This window comes from Paenibacillus hamazuiensis, assembly GCF_023276405.1.
GTDB lineage: Bacteria > Bacillota > Bacilli > Paenibacillales > NBRC-103111 > Paenibacillus_AF > Paenibacillus_AF hamazuiensis.
This window is the reverse complement of sequence record NZ_JALRMO010000001.1, coordinates 2,330,136-2,350,575: the sequence shown is the minus strand read 5'-3', so window position 1 is coordinate 2,350,575 and position 20,440 is coordinate 2,330,136. Positions and strand designations below refer to the sequence as shown.

The following is a 20,440-nucleotide window of genomic DNA, read 5'->3' as shown; positions in this document are numbered from 1 at the left end:
AGGGACAGCCTTTTTTTATTTTCTCTCCAACAGCTTCATCGCTTCGCCGAAATGCTCGCCGCTGCTTCGCAGCGCGTTCAGAGCCTGGGTGCGGTCGATGCCGAATTTCAGCATCAAAATCGCCACCCGGGCATCGCCGTCTGCACGCAGACTGTACGCTTCCGCAGTTTCGCGGTCCGCGCCCGTCGCGTCGATGACGATGCGCACGACGCGGTCTCGCAGCTTCAGATTCGTCGCCTGCACGTTCACCATCAGGTTGCCGTATACTTTGCCGAGCTGAATCATCGCCGTCGTCGAAATCATGTTCAGCACCATTTTTTGCGCGGTGCCGGCTTTGAGCCGGGTTGAGCCGGTGACGACCTCGGGCCCGACGGGCACCTCGATGCCGTGCACAGCGGCGCGGCTGAGCGGCGTCCCTTCGTTGCAGGAAACGCCGACCGTGAGCGAGCCGATCCGGTTCGCTTCACGTATGGCGCCGAGCACATACGGCGTGCGACCGCTGGCCGTGATGCCGACGACAGCGTCGCGCGGAGAAACCAACGCAGCGATATCGCGGACGCCGGCCTCCTCGTCGTCCTCCGCGTTTTCGACCGCGTTTACGATTGCGGTTTCGCCGCCGGCAATGATGCCGGTGACGAGCTCCTTCTCTACACCGAACGTCGGCGGGCATTCGGAAGCGTCCAAAATCCCGAGCCGGCCGCTAGTTCCGGCGCCGATATAGAACAGCCGGCCGCCCTGCTTCATGCGCTGCACGATGGCGATAACGGCGGCCTCCACCTGCGGCAGCGCCTTTTGCACCGAGACGGCAACCGTCTGATCTTCGGCATTCATCACTTCCAGCGTTTCTCTAATGCTTAAGCGGTCCAAATGAACCGTCCGTTCATTTCTTTGCTCCGTGACGGGTTGACTAACGCCTAAGTCCATGATGTGTTCCCTCCTCGTCCCCCATAAATCCTATCCGTTGTCTGATCTGTTCGCTGATCTCGATTCCCGCTTGCTTGAGCGCCAGTATATAACAGCCGGCGACCGGCGGGATACGCAGCTGCCGCAGCTCGAAGCCGGCAGCCGCTAGATCGGCGGCCGCCTGCAGGCGCGCAGCGAACCATTCGTCCGCAAACACGCCTCCGCTCAGCACAAGCGGCAGGCGGCGGTCCTCCGCCGGCCCGCCGTCAAGCAACCTCGCGCGAACCGTCTGCGCGAGCTCCAGCAGCTGCCGGATAGCCTCGCTCACAATGCGCTCAGCCACGGCATCACCCTGCTTAGCCGCAGCAAGCACAAGCTTCGACGCATCCGCGATCGATGCGCGTACATTCGGCTGCGCATAGATATAAGTGATAAGCTGCTCGGGCCGCTCCAGCCCGAAATGCTCCAGAGCCAGCGCCGTCAGCGCCGTTTCCTCGCCTCTGCCGTCGAACTGCCGCATGACGGCGGCGAGCGCCTGCCGGCCGATGTCGAAGCCGCTGCCCTCGTCACCGAGCAAATAACCCCAGCCGCCGACGCGCACATACCTCTGCGTTTCCGGCAAGTAGCCGCAGGCGATCGAGCCGGTACCGGCGATCAGCACGATACCGGCTTCGCCCCAGGTGCCCGCAGCCAGCGCCGTCACCGCGTCGTTCTGCAGTGTCACCGGCACGCCGGGCGGCAGCAGCTCGCTCATGTACGCGAGCACGGGTCCTTTCTCCTCCGGGCGGTCCGTACCGGCCAGACCGAGAAAGACGCCGGCGAGCTGCGAACGGTCGCTGCCCGATGCCTTGAGCGCCTGCCCGAGCAGACCGCTCAGCACCGCCTTCACCTCGTCCCATGGCTTCGACTTCACGTTGCTTGAATCGCCATGAACCACAGCAAGCACATGCCCGCATTCGTCGCCGATGACGCACGCCGTCTTCGTTCCGCCGCCGTCGATGCCGATAAACCTGCGCTCTCCTATAAGTCGATCTGCGTTATTTGACGGCACCTGCGGTCATCCCTTCCATAAACTGCTTCGAGGCGATCGCAAACAGCACGATCATCGGCAGCGAAGATAACGTAAGCCCTGCGAAAAGCACGCTCCAGTCGGTTGAATATTCGCTGAACAGCGTCAGCATGCCGACCGGAATCGTCTTTTTCATTTCATCCTGAATGAAAATAAGCGGGAAAAAGAAATCGTTCCATACGGTGATAAAATTTATGATCATGACCGTTCCGAGCGCCGGCCGCATAAGCGGAGCCAGGATGCTCGTGAGCACGCGCATATCGGAGCAGCCGTCGATTTTTGCGGCCTCCTCCAATTCCTTCGGCAGCGTCCGGAAAAATCCGGTCAAAATGAGCACCGACATCGGGATGCCGATCGCCGTATATACCAAAATAAGCGACAGGCTGCTGTTCATCAGCCCGAGGTTTTTCATCAGCAGGAAAAGCGGTACGATGCCGAGCTTGATCGGAATCATCATGCCGAGCAGGAAGAAGAAAAATAGAGCCGGGTTCCATTTGAAAGGATATCTGGCGATATAAAACGACGCGAGCGCGCCGAAGATGAGAATGAGCGCTACCGATATGACGCTCACCCACAGGCTGTTGCCGAAGTAATCGAAGTACGGCAGCTGCTTCAGCAGCTTGGCATACGCCGTCGTACTCCAGTTTTTCGGCAGCGCCATCGGATTTTTGAATATTTCGATATTTGTCTTGAACGATGACAGGATCATCAGGAAGATCGGGTACAGACTGATGACCGCAAAGACTAGCGCTATGGCGTAATGGCCGACGCGCAGCCCGATATTCGTTTTCATGGCCGCCGCTCCCCTTCCTCAATGATCCATTTCTTTTTTGCGTACATAAAACATAAACAATGCCGACAGCGTTGCGATGATGAAGAACAGCACCACCGCCAGCGCCGAGCCGAGACCGATCGCCACGCTGTCTCCGGTCGACCCGCCGAACGCAATCCGGTAAAAAAATACGGCGAGCGTGTCCGTGGAATGGTACGGCTCCCCTTGCGAGCCCTGCATCGCGTACACCAATTCGAACGCCTCAAACGCGTGTATAAACGTGAATACCGTTATAATGACGACCGACTGCATCATCATCGGCACGATCATCGAGCGGATCATGCGGAAGCCGCGCACCCCGTCGATTCTCGCCGCCTCCAGCACCTCCTGCGAAATCGACTGCAGGCCGGCGAGGAAAATGAGCACCGAAAAACCGATGCCGAACCAGCAGTTGGCCAGCACGATGGAAGTGAGCGCCGTCTCCGGATCGCCGAGCCAAGGCCGGGTCCATGTGTCGAGACCAAGCTTTTTGAGCGTGACGTTAACGAGTCCGTAATTCGGATTAAGCATCAGCTTCCAGAGGAAGCCGACGACGATGACCGACAGCAGCCTCGGCAGGAAATAAGCGATTTTGAACAGCTCGGCGCCTTTCACTTTGGAGAAAATAATGTAAGCAAGTGCGAAAGCGATGCCGTTCTGCACGATCATTTCCAGCGCAAAGTAATACCAGTTGTGCCCGAAGGCGTTCCAGAACAGCCCGTTAAACGGCTCCACCGTAAACAGCTTGACGAAATTGCCGATGCCGATAAAGTCGCCCTTTTGCAGCCCTTTCCAATCATACAGGCTATAGCTGAAAGCCGCCGCGATCGGATATACGATAAACAGCGCATACACGGCGAGGGCCGGAATCGGGAACAGATGGATGAAACTGTTTTTCCAGCTCCATGCTCCCGGCTGCCTTTTCATTTTACGTTCCAATGCCGTTCCTTGACTCATGTGGCCTCGCCGCCCTTTTCAAAATAAATGACGTTTGCACCTGTCGGGATTACTTCGCCGCCGGCTTAAACCACGAATCCGCGCTCTTCTGCACTTCGTCGGCCACCTGCTCCGGCGTCAGCTTGTTCAAATACATGCCCTGCATCGATGTTTCCAGCGTTGCCTTGGTCGTCGGATTGCCTGCGGCAAAATGAACGACCATCATATAAGGAGTCGATATGCTGTTCGCGTACTTCGAAATTTTCGTGACGAGCGGATCCTTTGCCTCTACGCCGGGAATCGTGCTCGGCTTCATCAGCTCGTTGGCTACAAGTGTGCCGAATTCTTTGGTCGTCATAAACTCGATGAACTTCATCGCTTCCGCTTTATGAGCCGACTTGGCGTTGACCGCATAGGAGCCGTCCACCCACGTGGTCACCGACGCCTTGCCGTCCGCTTTTTGCGGAGGCACCGGGAAAACGTCCATGTCGAGATCCGGATTCATTTTCTTCATCACCGCGATCTCCCAGTCGCCCATCACCATCATGCCGGCCTGCTCGGTCACGAACATGTTGCGCATATCGTCCATGCTGACGCCGGAATAGTTGTCCGGGAAGTATTTGGCGAGCCCCTGCATCATCGCGATCGAATCGGTGAACTCCTTGCTCTTGAAGTTCGTTTTGCCGGAGGTGATGTTTTTCACGAAATCGGTGCCGCCGTAAATTTGCGGGCCGAGCGCGCCGTGCGTCAGCGACAAAATCCAGCCTTCTTTGGAGCCGAATGCGAACGGAGCGATCTTGTTTTGCTTGAGCGTATCGGCCGCTTTGAGCAGCTCATCCCATGTTTTAGGCTCTTGAATGCCGAATTTGGCGAACAGCTTCTTATTGTAAAAAATTTGCGTCGAGCTGAACACGGTCGGAATGCCGTACACTTTGCCGTCCTTGCCGGTCGCCGCGGAAAGCGTTTCCTTGCTGAACTGATCCAGTCCCTTCACGCCGTCAAGCGGTTCCAAATATCCGGCGTCGGCGAGCGCGATGCCGGCCGCATAAGGGCGGAGCTGGATGATGTCGGGGCCGCTGCCCGTCTGCAGCGCCGTGTTCAGCACTGTGTTGTATTCCGTATTTTTGGTCGGGTTGAAGGCGATTTCGATGTTCGGATTTTGCTTGTTGAACTCTTTGATGATTTTCTCGTAAGCGTCCCGGTCTTCGGTGCGCCAGCTGCCCATGGTCAGCTTGACCTTTGCCTGCTGCTGCTCGGTCTTCTGCCCGCCGTTATCCTTCGGCGTTTCCCCCGCCTGGCTCGGCCCGCCCGACTGGCTGCAGCCGGCAAGGCTGAGAGCCGCCGCGGCAGCGACGATCATCGACGATTTGAACATACGTTTCATGCCAATTCCTCCTCGGATATATCCCTTTGTATATTTATCCTCTCGGCGAGGTATAAACCGGTGTACCGCGTCTTCAGCAGCGGGGCCGCTATCCGTTCCGCTTCGCCCAGCTGACCGCCTTCCTCGTGCGCTCCAGCGACTGTACGCTTTGCTCGTAATTTTGGCTTGCGATGCCGATGTACAAAATGTCGATCACATTGAGCTGCGCGATCCGCGAAGCCATGGCTCCGCTGCGGATGCTGTTTTCGAGCGAACTCGTAAAGAGTCGGATATCCGCCGTTTCCGCAACCGGATTGTTGCCGAACTTCGTCAGCGTCACGATGCGCGCCCCGTTTTCCTTGGCGATTTGCAGCGACTGGATGATATCCTCCGTCTGTCCGGAATAAGATACGCCGAAGGCGACATCTTCTTCCGTCATGTTGGCCGCTAGCGTCGCCGCCGAGTTGAAATCGAACGCCGTTTCGCACCACCGGTTGATTCGCGTCAGCTTCTGCTTGAAATCCTCGGCGATGACAGCCGATGCGCCGACACCGAACACGCCGATTTTTCTCGCCTGGCTGAGAGCTTCGATCGCCCTCGCCGCATCCGCGGACGACAGCACCGTCATCGTATCCTGGATCGACTGCATGTTATTGTGGGATATCGAGTCGATCAGCGAATCGATCGAACCGTCGATGCGGATTTCCTGGTAGGACGATTCCGCATGCTTCGGCTTCGTCGCCAAATCGGCTGCGATGCGCAGCTTCAGCTCCTGAAAGCCCTTTAAATGAAGCGAACGGGCAAGCCGCACGATCGTCGCTTCGCTGACCTGAGCGAGCTCGGCGAGCCGCTGCACCGAAACGTTCACCACCTGCTCGGGATGCTCCAAAATGTATTTTGCCACCTTCTGCTCGGTCGGCTTCAAGGAGCTTAACGCTTCCCTGATGCTTACCAGTCCGCCGCTCATCATCGGTCCTCATCCTTTGCGATCATGGTTTAATGACGTTTACAATTTCATTATAAAATATTATTACATTTTGTAAATACTATTTTGAAATATTGTTTCAAGTAAATGATGTAAAAGCCGGCAACCCGGAACTTTTGTTCCTGGCGGATTGCCGGCTTAACGTCATTACTTGATGATGTTCGCTTAAGATGGATTGCGCGTCGTTTACTCGGTCGCAATCGCGCCCATTCCTCCATAGCGGGAAATCGCCGCAAGCAGGTCCGGATGGATCGGCATGACAAACTCCGTCGGCCCCATCGGAAAAATGCCGCTGCGGTTATGAATCGTCGCCTTTTGGGCAAACACTTTAAAGAGCGGACTGCCGGGTCCGCCAAAATGCGCGAAATCGCTGCCGTAATACGTTTGAAGCTGCGAAATGCCTCTTGCCGCTGGCGGATCGAACGGAACGACGCTGAATATATCCTCAAGCCTGATATGATAATTGACATGCGGCTTTTGCAAAACCATTTCCCGGGTCGACACGGTAAGACCGAAATCGTATTTTTTATGGGATATTTTCAAATCGCCTTCGAGCGTTTTTATTTGGATAAAATCGCGGTTCACGGCGTTTCCCTCCCTTAAGGTCGTATAATGCTGCGGCAAAACCTATGTCTAACCTATATTACCACTGATCTTCCTGCCCGTACAGTTTTGAAGCGGCTTTTTTCACGGATCTCCTTTTCGCGCCAGAAATTATTTGGTAATATGGTCAATGGCTTATTTTGTCGAATTACATACGATGGAAAAGGAGAATTCCCCCATGAAACCACGCGCTCTTCAAGTGGACGAACGTCCGCCGCTGCTGCAAAGCTTGCCTCTCAGTGTGCAGCATCTGTTTGCGATGTTCGGCTCCACCGTGCTCGTGCCGGTGCTGTTCAAAGTCGACCCGGCAACCGTCCTGCTCATGAACGGCATCGGCACCCTGCTTTATTTGCTGATTTGCAAAGGCAAAATACCGGCATACCTCGGCTCCAGCTTCGCCTTTCTGTCTCCGGTGTTCGTCGTGCTCGGCGGCAGCGCCGGCGGCAGATACAACGCCGCTCTGGGAGGTTTTATCGTCGCCGGGCTGATCTTTACCGCCGTTGCGCTGCTGATCCGGGCGGTCGGCACACGCTGGATCGACGTCGTATTTCCGCCCGCCGCGATGGGGGCGATCGTCGCAGTTATCGGACTCGAGCTCGTGCCCGTCGCCGCTGAAATGGCCGGTTATATCCGCCCTTCGTCGGGGGCTCCGGCGAACTGGACGCCGGATGCCGGCGTCATCACGATTTCCACGGTAACGCTGCTCGTGACGATCGTCGGCTCCGTCGTTTTCCGCGGCTTTCTGAAAATCATCCCGATTCTCGTCGGGATCGTAGCCGGCTACGCTCTCGCCTATGCGATGGGTTACGTCCGGTTCGATGCGGTCGCAAGCGCACCCTGGATCGCGCGTCCCACCTTCTACGCGCCGTCTTTCGAATGGAGCGCGATCGCCGTCATCGCGCCCGCTGCGCTTGTCGTCATTGCGGAGCATATCGGCCATCTTATCGTAACGAGCAATATCGTCGGCCGCGATCTGTCCAAAGATCCGGGCCTCAGCCGCTCCCTGCTCGGCAACGGCATCTCCACGATCATCTCCGGCTTTGCCGGATCGACGCCGAACACGACCTACGGCGAAAATATCGGCGTGATGGCGATCACCCGCGTCTACTCGGTCTGGGTAATCGGCGGCGCTGCGGTCATAGCGATCGTGCTGTCCTTTTTCGCCAAGCTCGCCGCACTTATCTCTACGATCCCGTCTCCGGTCATGGGCGGCGTATCGCTGCTCTTGTTCGGCGTCATCGCCGCGTCGGGCATCCGGATGCTTGTGGAAACGAAGGTCGACTATTCGCGGGCGTCAAACCTCATTTTGACGACGGTGGTCCTCGTCATCGGCATCAGCGGGACCTCCGTTACGATCGGTCCGCTGTCGCTGAAAGGCATGGCGCTGGCCACCGTCATCGCCATTTTGCTCAGCTTGTTTTTCAAGCTGCTGGATGTACTCGGTCTGTCTAACGAATAATGCTTTTTCGACAAAAAGAACGGTATTTCCCTCCCTGTATTATGACAGACTTCTTGCTCCCATTCATTTACAATTATTTTTGTCACCAAATTTCTGTTGAATGGGGAGTCCAATATCGAATGACGAATCGTTATGTACACGGAAGCATCAAATTTACCGTAACTCAGCTCATCGAAGCCAACCGGAAATCGGCCGCTCTGGAAATGGCGCACCATCAATGTCACGAGAAAAACATGGAGTTGTCTCGTTTGATCTTGCTGGATGAAGATGGAAGGGAACACCGCGTGTATGTCAGCAAAATAAGCGGAGTGAAATGGTATTACGCCGAGCCTACGGAAATCTGCAACCGGTTTAGCGTCAAAGGCAAAATCGGACTCGAAGTGTACATGGAGGCAGACGAAGAAACGACCGGCGAGCTGCGAAGGCGCAAGCTCAGTCTCCGGGCATTTAACGACATACCCGCCATCGTCATTACGGTTGGAGCGGAAAACGTCTTTTTGCGGGTCCAAGATTTCGATATTCAATGGGATATCGGACTGTTCGAAGCAAACGGATATTTGGCAGCAGTATAAAAGGCAAACGAAACAAGGACATGACGGCAGCTCCCCGCTGCTTCGTTCATGTCCTTGCCGTTTTTCCGCCGATTTCGCGAATGGTAGTCACAGCGGATTCGTATTTTTGAGCGCCATCATCTGGTATACCTGCCGCGTATCTCCCTTGAGCTCCGCTTCCCGGCAAAGCAGCTGGGACGAGCCGTCCCCGTCGAGAAATACGCCGTCGATCAGATGGCCGGGCGCCACCGTTTGCCGGATGGCTTTGCGAAATTCCTCCACCGTACACTTCGTTTCCGAAACAATCATGTAGACGTATCCTTCCCGGTCATACACAACCGCGGAGCGCAGCCGCTTCTCGTCGAACGCCGGCATATCTTCGGCCAGCGCTTCATCGACCCATAACTCATCGCGGGTCAGCGACATGCTCACTCCCCCCTGCGCCCAAAAGCGAGATCGGTCCGTCACCTTCAGCTCGTCCGCCGACTGGACGACCTGCACCGAAAACTGCTTCGCAGCATCGTCCCAAACCAGCGTTCCTTTACGATAATCGATATTGTACCATCCGGAGCCGTAATCGCCCTGCTTGCCCTTCAGCGGCTGGTCTCCCATCACCGCGATGCTGAGCAGGTATCCTTCCCAGAAAAAGCCGCCGTTGATGCCGTATTGCCCGGTTTCCGTGACGTTGGAGTCGATCGCCTTTAACGTAATATTGTCCGGTGTGGTGCGAATCGTATGCAGCACGATCCGGCCCGGAGCCGTCAGCTTTTCGTATGTATAAGGCAGTGCATACGGCTTGTCCTGAGGCCCATACAGCTTGATGGCCATCCCGAACCCGAACAGAAACGAAGCAAGCAGCAGCAGCGAGTACAGCTTGCGGTTAATGGTGAGCTGATACGTCGCCCGGTAAACGATCATAGGGAAACCTCCTCTATCTTCCTCTCATATTTTTCTCTCACTATTATGATATATTCATAGTTTACCTATTTATGACAACGCGGAAAAGCTCTATTGAATCGTCTTACATAAATTAAAAAAAGCTGCCGAAGCAGCCGGATGAGTTTGCCTATTCAGGAAATGATAAATATCGCCGCCAACTACCGACCCAAGCATAATGAACCCGAAGGAGTGGTTATGAAATCTGTACTTGTTATGTTGCTGCTGACAATGCTGTTTCTTTCCGGCTGTACGAAAACCGTTCCCGAAGAGACGGCAAAAACGGACAATGCCGGCCAAATCTCCGTCCTTTCCGCAGGCTTGAATGCAAACCAAAAACGGCGCGCCGAGCAGCTTATCAGTTTGTTTGAAAACGGCACGCTGGTGCTACAGTACGGATATGCGGAACGGCTGCATGACGGCAGAGGCATCACATGCGGGCGTGCCGGTTTCACAACGGGAACCGGAGACGCCTACGAAGTCGTCAAGCTGTATACCGATGAGGTGCCCGGCAACAAACTTGCCAAATATTTGCCGGAATTAAAAAGATTGCTCACGGCGCGAAATAAGGACGACGTCTCGCGTCTAAGCGGCTTTATTCGCGATTGGAGCAGTCTTGGGAACAATGCCGTGTTCCGTTCCGTTCAGGATCGGGTGGTTGACGACATGTACTATAAACCATCGGAACGGTATTCGAACAATTTGAATCTTGCAACCCCTCTCGCCCGGGCCGTCATTTACGATACGATTATCCAGCATGGCGACGGCGACGATCCCGATGGGCTGCGCTCCTTAATCAACCGGACGAACCAAGCTATGGGAGGTTCTCCCAAACAAGGGATTGACGAAAAAAAATGGCTGGCCAAATTTTTGGACGTACGCAGGGCGGATCTTCAGCACCCGGCTGACCGCAGCTCGCAGGACGTATGGGCGCAGTCGGTCGGCCGCGTCGATGTGTTCAAGTATATCGCAGCCAAAGGCAATTACCGGCTGGACGGCCCCATTCGAATCCGTACGAGAGATTACAATGTAACGATACCGTAGAAGAAACGGAAGATTACCTCGCCCGGAAGGTAATCTTCCGTTTTATCTGGTCACATATCTTTTGTAATTTTTGACCCCGCGCACCACTCTGACATCGCTGCTTAGCAGCGTTTTCTCGGAAATGATCCATGTATGGTTCCTGGAGTGTTTCCTGCGAAACGCGGCGAAGTTAAATCTGCCTCCGGAATATATTTTATAACCTTTAGCTTTGCTGTCCCGGCAAAACTGGTCATCCTCACCAACGTTGACATTATGGAATCTCACACGATTGCAAACCGATTTTTTAAAGATGAGGGTGGCTCCGGGAAGTATTTTCACAAATTTATGCTCCTCCCTCGGAAACCTCAATATCAGCACCCTGTTGCCGCTAAGCCATACATAATGGGCTCTCTTTCCGATCAGATCCGCCTTTTTCCTTCTCATCAAACGAATCGATTCGGGCAAATACCTGGGGGAGTAAAAATCGTCGTCATCGAATTTGGCTATATAGCCATATTTCGCTTTCGCGACGCCGAAGTTCATACAGCTGCCCAGCGTAACTTTTCCCGGCAGGCGGTATACGGATACATTTTTGTATTTTCGGGCCATCTCCCGGTAGGGGTCGATTTTTATACGATCATTATTGATAATGACAATCAGCTCTTTCCTGCTCCATCTTTGCCGGGCATAGTTGGCAAACAAATTATGGATGTATTCGGCTCTTTTGGTGCAAGTAATGATCGAAACGCCCTTCGCGGCGTATTTGAAACTTTTGTTCGCAGGCACGTATACAGCCTCCTTCTGCAGCTCCCATATATCTCCCCATTTATCACTTTATGTTTACGTTGAGAATAAAGTAATGCAACGGCGTTTTGCCGGTGAGAATGAGCGGAAATCGACGGAGGCAATGTATGGAAAATAAAAAGGAATTCAAACGTGCGGTTCCCTATCCAAAGTCGGCCTATCTTACTTTCGATGACGGACCGAACGATGCTACGGACCAAATTTTACGGATACTGGCCGATTATAAGGCGGTAGCTACATTTTTCATGTTGGAACCTAATATGCGACGTTACCCCCGAACGGTAAAAAGGATGATCCGCGCAGGGCATGCGGTCGGATTGCATGGAGTTACGCATCAAGTCAGCCGGTTTTACGCTTCGAAGCGCTCCGTCGTTCAAGAAATGAAGCGGACACGGCAAACCTTGCGGCGGATTACCGGCAAAGATACCGTTTTAATACGGGTGCCGTACGGAAGTTCTCCTTATCTGAAGCGATCGTATTTGAAAGCTTTGAAGTCGGCAGGGTATCGAATGTGGGATTGGAATGTCGACAGTCTGGATTGGAAATATAAAAACCGTTACTCCATCGAGTTAATCGGAAAGAAAGTGAACCGTCTCGGCAAGCTTAAGGTAAGTCCGGTTATATTGTTGCACGATCAGAAGGAGACGGCAGCCATTCTTCCGGACATCCTCATGCTTCTCAAAAAAAGAGGCTACGTGTTTCGAAAGCTGTCCCCTTCCTTATCCCCCGTTCAATTCGTTCATGAATAGAAAATGAAAGGAGAATCGTTCGTGAATAAACAAAGGAAAAGACGTGTTTCCGACTATGGACAATACCTTGACCCGTCGATGAATGAACTCGAATGGCTGGACGAGACTCCCGGGGCTGAACCGCCCCCGGCTGAAAACAAGACGAAAGTCCCCGTACGTACACCGGCCGGAAATAACCGCGTAATCAAAAAAAAGAAAAAAACGCAGCAGCAGCCAAGATCAATAACGCGAAACGCCAAGGCACGGAACAGGCCTCGGAAAAATATTAGTTCATGATTAACAGCTCCGGCTTATTGGAATCATTCTCGCTGTTGTCTATGGTCGTTCAAAAGCAACAAAAAAAACAGGAGCATCCGCGGTATAGGTGCAACCTGTTTTTTTGCGCAGCAAGCTTGTCCATGTCATCTGTATTTCATATGACGGCGCTGATCTTTTAACCTTTGCATATGTATGAAATATTGATTTCTATCGTATGAAGGCTCCATGTTTGCCGGAATCGGACGGCAAATGTGCCGCTCGCTCCATTCTTCCGCTTCGATATGTATTGTTGAAGTCTCCACCGGATCATATTTAATGCGTACCTTCCACATTCCCTCCGATCTTGCCTTATCAAACCAGCGTTCCTTGACGGCCAGCCCGCAAGTGTATACGTCGGAGCGAAAAGCGATGCCCGCATGGGTAACAACCGCTTCCCCGCTGACCCATCCCTTCGATAAATCCACTTCATCTTCCTCCCGGCTATGAAACTATAATGACGATAGTTCCATTTTTGCCGCTCCCCGCTTCAATTGCAACGACCAATTGTTGCTAAGTAAGCTTTTCATGCAGTAGTATGATAGTACGCCAATGTCGCAAAGAAGGAGCAAACAGCCATATGGAACAAGTCATTATCGTCGGAGCGGGTCCTTGCGGGTTGTCGGCCGCAGTCGAGCTGCAGAAGCGCGGGATTACGCCGCTCATTATTGAGAAACATGCCGTCGTGCATTCGATTTATTTATACCCGACCTATATGCAATTTTTCAGCACTCCGGAGCTGCTGGAAATTGGCGGGGTTCCCTTTACGACGCCACATGAAAAGCCTACACGCCAGGAGGCGCTGGCGTACTACAGGAAAGTCGCTAACCACTATGGGCTGCGGATATTGCCCTACCGCGAGGTTACGGCGATTTCGAAAGAAGCGGGAGTGTTCACCCTGCAAACCGTTGACCGCGCGGGCGAGCAAACCGCTTTCAGCGCGGAGCATGTGGTCGTGTCGACAGGCTACTTCGACCATCCGAATATGCTGGGCATTCCCGGCGAGGAGCTGCCCAAGGTGACGCATTATTTTCGGGAAGCGCACCCGTATACCGAAACCGAAGTGGCGATTATCGGGGGAAGCAACTCCGCGGTCGATGCGGCGCTCGAACTGCTGCGGGCGGGAGCCCGCGTAACCATGGTTTACCGCGGCGAAACGTATTCGCCAGGCATCAAACCATGGGTGCGGCCCATATTTGAAAGCATGGTAAATAAAGGCCTTATCCGCTTGATGTTCAAAAGCCGCGTCGAACGCATCGACGAGCGCACCATCGTCGTCAACGAGGACGGCGAACTGCATACGATCGCCAATGATTTCGTGCTCGCCTTAACCGGATTCCGTCCGGACCGCAAGCTGCTTGCCGGAGCAGGCGTCGCATTCCGGGGCGAACACGAGCTGCCGCAATTCGATCCGCAGACGATGGAAACCAACGTTCCCGGCTTGTACATCGCCGGAGTCATCGCTACGGGCAAAGACGCAAACGAAGTGTTTATCGAAACGGGGCGCCTGCACGGCGTCGCTATTGCCGAGCATTTTGGCGGCAGCGCGGAGAATGTAAGGTGAGCAAGTCCAATCTAAAGGGAACCACCAAGGGAGACGTCTTATGTCTGAGAATAACGAAAAAAAACATCCGGCGCCAGGCAGCAGACGGCTCCGTCTACAGGCAGACTGCGGGAACTGCTACGGCTTATGCTGCGTTGCACTGCCTTTCGCAGCGTCTTCGGATTTTGCAGAGGATAAAGCCGCCGGGCAGCCGTGCCGAAACCTACAGCCTGACTATCGCTGCGCCATTCACAGCAAACTCCGGCAGACGGGCTTTCGGGGCTGCACCGTGTACGACTGCTTCGGCGCAGGGCAGCAGGTGTCTCAAGTAACCTTCGGCGGAAAGGATTGGCGGCGGACGCCGGAAACGGCAGAGCAAATGTTTGAGGTGTTTCCGGTCATGCGGCAGCTCCACGAGCTCCTCTGGTATTTGGACGAAGCGCTGACGAAGGAAGCGGCCCATCCGATCCGCAAGGAGCTTCTCGCGGCGCTTGAAAAGACGCAGCGCCTGACTGAGCAGGGTCCGGACTCCATTTTGCAGCTGGATATGGCATCGCTCCGTACGGAAATTAACGATCTGCTCCTGCGAACGAGCGAACTCGTGCGGGCCGAAGCCGCGCGCACTTGGAAAGGGGCCTCGCCCCGGCGCAAAAGCTACGGCAGAGGCGCCGACTTGATCGGCGCCAAGCTCAGAGGTGCCGATCTGAGGGCGGCCAATTTACGGGGAGCCTACCTGATCGCCGCCGATCTCCGGGAAGCCGATTTAAGAAGCGCCGACCTCATCGGAGCCGATGTTCGCGACGCCGACCTGAGAGGAGCCGATCTTACCGGAGCCCTTTTTCTAACCCAATTCCAAATCAATGCGGCGAAGGGAGACGCTCAAACGAAACTTCCGCCGGCACTCACCCGGCCGGAGCATTGGTCCGCTTAGCTTCGGCCGGCTTTCCCGCAAGAGCCGCCGCCGCCATCTCCGCTTCTTGATACGCTTTGGCCAATTGAGCTTCCCGGCCGAAGGAATATTTGCCCTGTGCACGAATGATCCGGTAATCCATGACCCCGAGGAAGTTGAATATAGACTTCAAATATTTATGCGAATATTCCACTTCCGTATACCAATCGTTGTTGGTATACACTGCATCGCTGGCTTGAATGACCAGAAGGCTTCGCCCGTCGGTAAGCAAACCGGCGGAGCCTTTTTCCGTATAATGGTATGTCTCCTTCGGAATAATGATGTTGTCCATATAATCTTTCAGCTTGGAAGGTATGTTGAAATTGTGCACCGGCATGGCGATGACGTACTTGTTCGCACGTTTGAACTGCCGCATGATTTCCGACATCCGTTCGCTGATTCTCAGTTCATCTTCGTTTTGCGGTTCACCGTTCCTCCTTTTATCCCATGCGCTTAAAAAAGTGGCGTCAATGCCCGGCACATAATCGCGATACAGGTCGATACGGTCTATGGGACCGTCAGGATTCACCTTTCTGTATTCCTGCAAAAAGCGGCCCAGCACCTGCAAGCTGACCGATTTCTCCGAATCCACAGTAGGGTGCGCATTAATGACAAGCAATGTTTCCATGGTTGTCTCTCCTTATGAACTTATATTTTTGAGTACACTCATCTATAAAGACAATTGACGTCTGCAAATTGTGACAGATTCGCCTGCAATCTTCGCCGCCGCCAAAAAAGCAAAAAGCCGCAAAACCGCATCGGATGCGGCTTTGCAGCCTTTCTTCACCACATATGATGTTAAGAGAATATAAGGTCCTTCTCGCGCTGGGTCAGACGGCGGCCGGGAATATCGACGACCAGCCTGCCGGCGTTAAGTCCCCAAATGCGGCTCGCATATTTTTCCGCGAACTCGACCTGATGCAGGATGCAAATCACGACCACCTTTTCCTTCACGCAAATCTCCCTCAAATCTTTGAGCACGTTTTCCGCCGACTCGGGGTCGAGACCGGACACCGGCTCATCCGCGAAAATCACTTTCGCGCCGCGCAGCAGCGCCTTCGCTACCGCAACCCGCTGCTTCTCGCCGCCGCTCAGCTTTTCCGCTTTTTCCAGCGCCTGATCGAGAAGTCCGACTTTTTCCAAATAATCCATCACGGTAATGCGCTCATCGGTCGATACCATGCCGAGCATCGCACGCCACCACGGCACATAAGACGGCAGCACGTTTTTGTAAGCGGTTTGATTCGGATTCAGCGACGGCTTTTCCTCGAGGTACGCCCACTGCCGCTGCTGCTTCCATTTATCGAGCAGACTGAGCTGAGTGATGTCCTTGCTGTCGTAAATGTATTGACCGCTTGTCCACGATTCCTTGAGCGATAAACAGCGCAGCAGCGTCGTCTTCCCCGTCCCGCTGGAGCCGAGCAGCGCTACGAGTTCCCCCTCGTCGACCTGAAAGCTGACGCGCGACAGAACCTCTTGGCCGGTCGCCGGAAATGTTTTGGTCAAGTTGCGTACGATGATCATGGTCCGAGTTCTCCTAAGATTTTTTTGCGCCAGCAACCAGTCCCAGGTAAAACTGGCATGTGCATTTAGTACCATTATATACAAACCGGACGCAAAATCATAGAACTTGTCTTTGTACGCTTACGTGCGGCGGCGGTTCAAATGAACGAACGTAATCGCCAGCGCGAACACGAGCACCGCTCCCTTGACAATGTCGAAGGCGAAATACGGCAAGTTCAGCATCGTCAGCCCGTTGAGCAAAACGCCGATCAATACCGCACCGAAAAAGGTGCCGATCACGTTCGGCTTGCCCGCACCGAAAACGGAATAGCCGACGAACACGGCGGCAACCGCCTCCATCAGCAGCGGAGCTCCGGCGTCGATCTGCCCCGAGCCGACCCGGGCCGCGAACAGAATGCCGCCGATCGCAGCGAAGATGCCCGACAGCACGTAGGCCGCCACGCGCACTTTGTTTACCGGAATGCCGGATAAGCGCGCCGCCTCCTGGTTGCCGCCGGTCACATACAGCTGCCGCCCCCAGCGGGTGTACGTCAGAAACACGTGAACGACCGCCACCGCCAGCAGCATCAGGATGACCGGCACCGGGATACCGGCAATTTTGCCTTGACCGATCCACAAAAACGCGTCCTGAAATTTACCCGGCGCTTTCGTGCCGTCGCTCATCTGCATGTTGTTATAGATGGAAAAACCTTTCGTATACGTCTTTTGCACGCCGCCGATGATGTACATCACCGCAAGCGTCGCCAGCAAATCCGGAATGCGCACTTTAACGATAAGCAGAGAGTTGAGCAATCCGATGATGATGCCAAGCGCCAGAGGCACGGTCAATACGACGACAAGCGGCATCTGGTACCAAACCATCAGCGTCGCCGCCACCACGGTCGTCAGCGAGACGGTGGAGCCGACGGAAAGATCGAAGCCGTCGACAATTTGCGAGAATGTCACCCCTATGGCGACGAACGTCACAATGGATATGGAACGAAGAATATCGGCAATATTGTCATAGGTCAAAAAGTTTTCGTTCAAGGCGGTAAACACGACGAATACGGCGAAAATGACGACCAACGCCCCGTATTTGTAGCTGTAATTGAGAAATTTCTCGTTCACCTAAGATCCTCCCCTGCGCTGGCATAATACAAAATATTTTCCTGGGTCGCTTCGCCGCGCGCAAGCTCCTTGACGATGCGTCCGTAGCTCATGACCAGGATGCGGTCGGCAATGCCCAATATTTCCGAGATTTCGCAGGAAAAATAAACGATTCCCTTCCCCTGCTGCGCCAGCCGCCCGATCAGGCGGAAAATATCGCTTTTCGCTCCCACGTCGACGCCTTTCGTTGGCTCGTCGAACAAAAACAGCTCCGCATCGGTCGGCAGCCATTTGCCGATCGCGACCTTTTGCTGATTGCCTCCGGAAAGCAGCCTCACTATTTGCTCCGGATACAGGGGACTTATACCGAGCTCGCCGATCAGCCGCTCCGCATTGCCCGCCTCCGCGCGCTTCAGCACGAAGCCGAGCCGGCTTAGGCTGCGCAGCGACGGCAGCGCCAAATTGCGGCGGATCGAATCGTTCACGAAGACGCCCTGCTTGCGCCGCTCCTCCGGCACGAGGCAAATCCCTTCGCGGACGGCGTCGGACGGCTGCTTCAGCACAAGCTTGCGACCGTTCATCGCAAGCTCTCCCGCATCCAGCGGATCGGCCCCGAAGATGAGGCGCGACAGCTCGGTTTTACCGGCGCCGACAAGGCCTACGACACCAACGATCTCCCCGCGCCGGACCGATAAGCTCACGCCGCGAACCTTCGTGCCGCTGGTGACGCCCTTCGCTGCGAACAGCGTTTCGCCGATTGCGGCCTGCGCTTTCGGAAACTCCTCGTCGAACGATTTGCCGAGCATTTCTTCGATCGTGCCTTGCGGCGTCGTTTCCGCAGCAGCTTTGGTGCTGATCCGCCTGCCGTCTCTCATGACTGTAATCCGGTCGCATATTTCGAAAACTTCGGATAGCCGGTGCGAAATAAATACCGCGCCGACGCCTTCTTTCTTCAGCCGCCGCATGATCTCGAACAACCGTTCCGATTCCTCCAGACTGAGAGGAGCCGTCGGTTCGTCGAAAATGATAAATTTGGCTTTTTGCGCCAGCGCCCGAGCGAGCAGCACAAGCTGCTTCTGCGATATGCTGAGCTCGTCCACGCGCCTCCGCACGTCGACATCCAGCCCGATATCGCGCACGATCTGCTCGGCCTGCTTGCGCATATGACCGGGGCCGATCCAAGCGCCTCCTTCGGTCAGCCGGTCAAGCAAAATATTTTCCGCGACCGTAAGCTGCGGAACGAGCGCCGTATCCACTTCCTGGTAGACGCATTGTATGCCGGAGCGCATCGCGTCGAGCGGCTGTCTGATCGTCAGCGGTTTCCCGTCGATGCGGATCTCGCCTTCGTCCGGAATATAGGCGCCGGACAATACTTTGATCAGCGTGCTTTTACCGGCGCCGTTGGCGCCGAGCAGAGCGTGAACTTCCCCGCCCCGGACTTCAAAATCGACCTGCTGCAGCGCTTTAACGCCCGGAAACGACTTGGATATGCCGTTCATTTGAAGCAATGACGGATTTGCGGCCATAGCGGATCGCTCCTTCCCCCAAGTTCTTGAATGTATAAATCCCACCGGCCGCGGGGACCGATGGGACAGCATACGAATCGATTATTTTTTCGCTTTGCCTTCCAGTTCCTTCAGCCAATCGGTATAACCTTGCTGGCTGTTCCCCCAGCCCTTGACGTGCTTGCTGAGATCGGCGGTGGAAATTTGGTTTTGCGGCAGCTGGTCGCGGGAGACGAATACCGGATCAAGCACCACTTTGTCCGGCGTTTGATCGCCGTGCATCTTCTGGTATGCGTAACGAACCTGTACGCGGCCGATATCTTTCGGGTCGACGGCAGCGGATGCGATCCATGGATTTTTCGGATCCTGGATCATCTGCAGGTCCTCGTCGCTCATATCGATACCGTACAGCTTGATTTCCGTACGGCCCGCTTGCTGGATCGCACGTGCGGCGCCTTTCGCGAATTCGTCCCAGGACGCCCAAACGGCGGTGATATCGCCTTTGTTCGGGTACTTTTTCAGAATCGCTTCCATTTGCGCCTGTGTATCGAGCGCCGTATTTTGCGTCGCTGCGCCGAAGGCGGCGATTTCTTTAATGTCCTTGTTTTTATCGAGGAATGCTTTATAGGCGATTTGTCTGCGCTCCATCGGAGCGAAGCCGGCTACCCAAATTTTGACGATATTGCCTTTGCCGCCAATGTCTTGGGCCAGACGGTCCAGCGTCTGCTCGGCCATCTTCTGGTCGCCCTGCTCGAGCACGGTGACGCCCGGCACTTTGAGATCGGCATCGAAAGCGATAACCGGAATTTTCTTCTCCACTGCTTTCTTCACGCCGGCTTCCAGCGCTTCCGGTGTTCCATGGTCTGTCAGGATCGCGTCGAACTTCTGGTTGATGGCCGCATCCAGGTTAGAGGACATCTTCGCAAGGTCGCCATCCGAGGTGAATACGGTCACTTTGCCGCCGAGCTTCTCCACCTGCTCCTTCACGCCTTCTATGTACTGCGCGGAGAATGTGCCGAGATTGATTTGCATGATGAGTGCGATTTTTTTGTTTTCCAGCGAATTGGCTGCGGCCGGAGCGGCTCCTTGTTTGTCGGCCGCGGGCCCGGCGGCTTCCTGAGGTTTGGCTCCGCACGCCATGAGGCTGGCGGACATGACAATGGCTAATGCAGGTACTAATGCGCGTTTCCATTTAAAAGACATTAACAATTCCTCCCCTTTTCATTTCAATACTATAATTAATCCAATGAGGTTACTAGGTATTGCTACTATACCATCAATATTTGAAAACCGTCAATATTCTCTTTTCAAAGAGTCGCCACTATTCGACAAAGCCGGAACCCAAGA

At 54.7% G+C, this 20,440-nt stretch carries 21 protein-coding genes; 6 read left to right on the top strand and 15 right to left on the bottom strand.

Annotated elements, in window-relative coordinates; all coding sequences use genetic code 11:
• Positions 1-15: 15 nt before the first annotated feature.
• The 7 genes from murQ to MYS68_RS10325 all read right to left on the bottom strand — a co-directional run bounded on the left by murQ (position 16) and on the right by MYS68_RS10325 (position 6,652).
• Positions 16-924, bottom strand: coding sequence for an N-acetylmuramic acid 6-phosphate etherase (murQ, locus tag MYS68_RS10355; protein ID WP_248925769.1), 909 nt, complete (start codon positions 922-924; stop codon positions 16-18).
• The gene (locus MYS68_RS10350; RefSeq protein ID WP_248925768.1) at positions 908-1,954 is read right to left on the bottom strand and encodes an N-acetylglucosamine kinase; all 1,047 of its coding nucleotides are present in this window, start codon (positions 1,952-1,954) and stop codon (positions 908-910) included. Before MYS68_RS10350 ends, murQ begins: the two co-directional genes overlap by 17 nt.
• Positions 1,941-2,765 carry a carbohydrate ABC transporter permease gene (locus MYS68_RS10345; RefSeq protein ID WP_248925767.1) on the bottom strand — a complete coding sequence of 275 codons (825 nt, stop codon included), beginning with the start codon at positions 2,763-2,765 and terminating at the stop codon, positions 1,941-1,943. The genes MYS68_RS10350 and MYS68_RS10345 overlap by 14 nt, the downstream gene beginning before the upstream one ends.
• Before the next feature lie 18 nt (positions 2,766-2,783).
• Entirely contained in the window at positions 2,784-3,740 is a 957-nt protein-coding gene (locus tag MYS68_RS10340; protein WP_420852106.1) for a carbohydrate ABC transporter permease, read from the bottom strand.
• 49 nt (positions 3,741-3,789) lie between these two features.
• Complete coding sequence (locus tag MYS68_RS10335; protein ID WP_248925766.1) at positions 3,790-5,103, bottom strand: ABC transporter substrate-binding protein; 1,314 nt, start codon at positions 5,101-5,103, stop codon at positions 3,790-3,792.
• 88 nt (positions 5,104-5,191) lie between these two features.
• On the bottom strand, positions 5,192-6,052 hold the full coding sequence (locus MYS68_RS10330) for a MurR/RpiR family transcriptional regulator (RefSeq protein WP_248925765.1): 861 nt from the start codon (positions 6,050-6,052) through the stop codon (positions 5,192-5,194).
• Between the two features lie 201 nt (positions 6,053-6,253).
• Positions 6,254-6,652: a hypothetical protein gene (locus MYS68_RS10325; RefSeq protein ID WP_248925764.1), complete on the bottom strand. Its 399-nt coding sequence runs from the start codon at positions 6,650-6,652 to the stop codon at positions 6,254-6,256.
• A gap of 196 nt (positions 6,653-6,848) precedes the next feature.
• On the opposite strand from MYS68_RS10325, the gene uraA reads away from it, so the two are divergent.
• Positions 6,849-8,129, top strand: a complete 1,281-nt coding sequence (gene uraA / locus MYS68_RS10320) for a uracil permease (RefSeq protein ID WP_248925763.1) — start codon at positions 6,849-6,851, stop codon at positions 8,127-8,129.
• Positions 8,130-8,248: 119 nt separating this feature from the next.
• A complete protein-coding gene (locus MYS68_RS10315) occupies positions 8,249-8,701 on the top strand; it encodes a hypothetical protein (RefSeq protein WP_248925762.1) in 453 nt (150 codons plus the stop codon).
• An 87-nt stretch (positions 8,702-8,788) separates the two neighbouring features.
• Here MYS68_RS10315 and MYS68_RS10310 read toward each other — a convergent pair whose 3' ends face one another.
• Complete coding sequence (locus MYS68_RS10310; RefSeq protein WP_248925761.1) at positions 8,789-9,598, bottom strand: hypothetical protein; 810 nt, start codon at positions 9,596-9,598, stop codon at positions 8,789-8,791.
• 216 nt (positions 9,599-9,814) lie between these two features.
• On the opposite strand from MYS68_RS10310, the gene MYS68_RS10305 reads away from it, so the two are divergent.
• Positions 9,815-10,660 (top strand): chitosanase, encoded by an 846-nt coding sequence (locus tag MYS68_RS10305; protein ID WP_275983455.1) that lies wholly within the window; start codon positions 9,815-9,817, stop codon positions 10,658-10,660.
• A 42-nt stretch (positions 10,661-10,702) separates the two neighbouring features.
• Here the strand turns inward: MYS68_RS10305 and MYS68_RS10300 are convergent, their stop codons facing one another.
• The gene (locus MYS68_RS10300; RefSeq protein WP_248925760.1) at positions 10,703-11,425 is read right to left on the bottom strand and encodes a glycosyltransferase family 2 protein; all 723 of its coding nucleotides are present in this window, start codon (positions 11,423-11,425) and stop codon (positions 10,703-10,705) included.
• Positions 11,426-11,550: 125 nt separating this feature from the next.
• On the opposite strand from MYS68_RS10300, the gene MYS68_RS10295 reads away from it, so the two are divergent.
• A complete protein-coding gene (locus tag MYS68_RS10295; RefSeq protein ID WP_248925759.1) occupies positions 11,551-12,192 on the top strand; it encodes a polysaccharide deacetylase family protein in 642 nt (213 codons plus the stop codon).
• A gap of 401 nt (positions 12,193-12,593) precedes the next feature.
• On the opposite strand, the gene MYS68_RS10290 is transcribed toward MYS68_RS10295, so the two are convergent.
• The gene (locus tag MYS68_RS10290) at positions 12,594-12,914 is read right to left on the bottom strand and encodes a hypothetical protein (RefSeq protein ID WP_248925758.1); all 321 of its coding nucleotides are present in this window, start codon (positions 12,912-12,914) and stop codon (positions 12,594-12,596) included.
• 152 nt (positions 12,915-13,066) lie between these two features.
• Here MYS68_RS10290 and MYS68_RS10285 point away from each other — a divergent pair, with 152 nt between their 5' ends.
• Both MYS68_RS10285 and MYS68_RS10280 read left to right on the top strand, forming a co-directional pair.
• The gene (locus MYS68_RS10285) at positions 13,067-14,050 is read left to right on the top strand and encodes a YpdA family putative bacillithiol disulfide reductase (protein ID WP_248925757.1); all 984 of its coding nucleotides are present in this window, start codon (positions 13,067-13,069) and stop codon (positions 14,048-14,050) included.
• A gap of 40 nt (positions 14,051-14,090) precedes the next feature.
• Entirely contained in the window at positions 14,091-14,960 is an 870-nt protein-coding gene (locus MYS68_RS10280; protein WP_248925756.1) for a pentapeptide repeat-containing protein, read from the top strand.
• On the opposite strand, the gene MYS68_RS10275 is transcribed toward MYS68_RS10280, so the two are convergent.
• The 5 genes from MYS68_RS10275 to MYS68_RS10255 form a co-directional block, all read right to left on the bottom strand.
• Positions 14,932-15,606 (bottom strand): FMN-dependent NADH-azoreductase, encoded by a 675-nt coding sequence (locus MYS68_RS10275; protein WP_248925755.1) that lies wholly within the window; start codon positions 15,604-15,606, stop codon positions 14,932-14,934. The two genes, MYS68_RS10280 and MYS68_RS10275, sit on opposite strands and share 29 nt — an antisense overlap.
• 170 nt (positions 15,607-15,776) lie before the next feature.
• A complete protein-coding gene (locus tag MYS68_RS10270; RefSeq protein WP_248925754.1) occupies positions 15,777-16,502 on the bottom strand; it encodes a phosphonate ABC transporter ATP-binding protein in 726 nt (241 codons plus the stop codon).
• Positions 16,503-16,622: 120 nt separating this feature from the next.
• Positions 16,623-17,609 (bottom strand): ABC transporter permease, encoded by a 987-nt coding sequence (locus tag MYS68_RS10265; RefSeq protein WP_248925753.1) that lies wholly within the window; start codon positions 17,607-17,609, stop codon positions 16,623-16,625.
• Positions 17,606-19,114 carry a sugar ABC transporter ATP-binding protein gene (locus MYS68_RS10260; protein WP_248925752.1) on the bottom strand — a complete coding sequence of 503 codons (1,509 nt, stop codon included), beginning with the start codon at positions 19,112-19,114 and terminating at the stop codon, positions 17,606-17,608. The genes MYS68_RS10265 and MYS68_RS10260 overlap by 4 nt, the downstream gene beginning before the upstream one ends.
• Before the next feature lie 81 nt (positions 19,115-19,195).
• Positions 19,196-20,296 carry a sugar ABC transporter substrate-binding protein gene (locus MYS68_RS10255; protein ID WP_248925751.1) on the bottom strand — a complete coding sequence of 367 codons (1,101 nt, stop codon included), beginning with the start codon at positions 20,294-20,296 and terminating at the stop codon, positions 19,196-19,198.
• Positions 20,297-20,440: the final 144 nt, after the last annotated feature.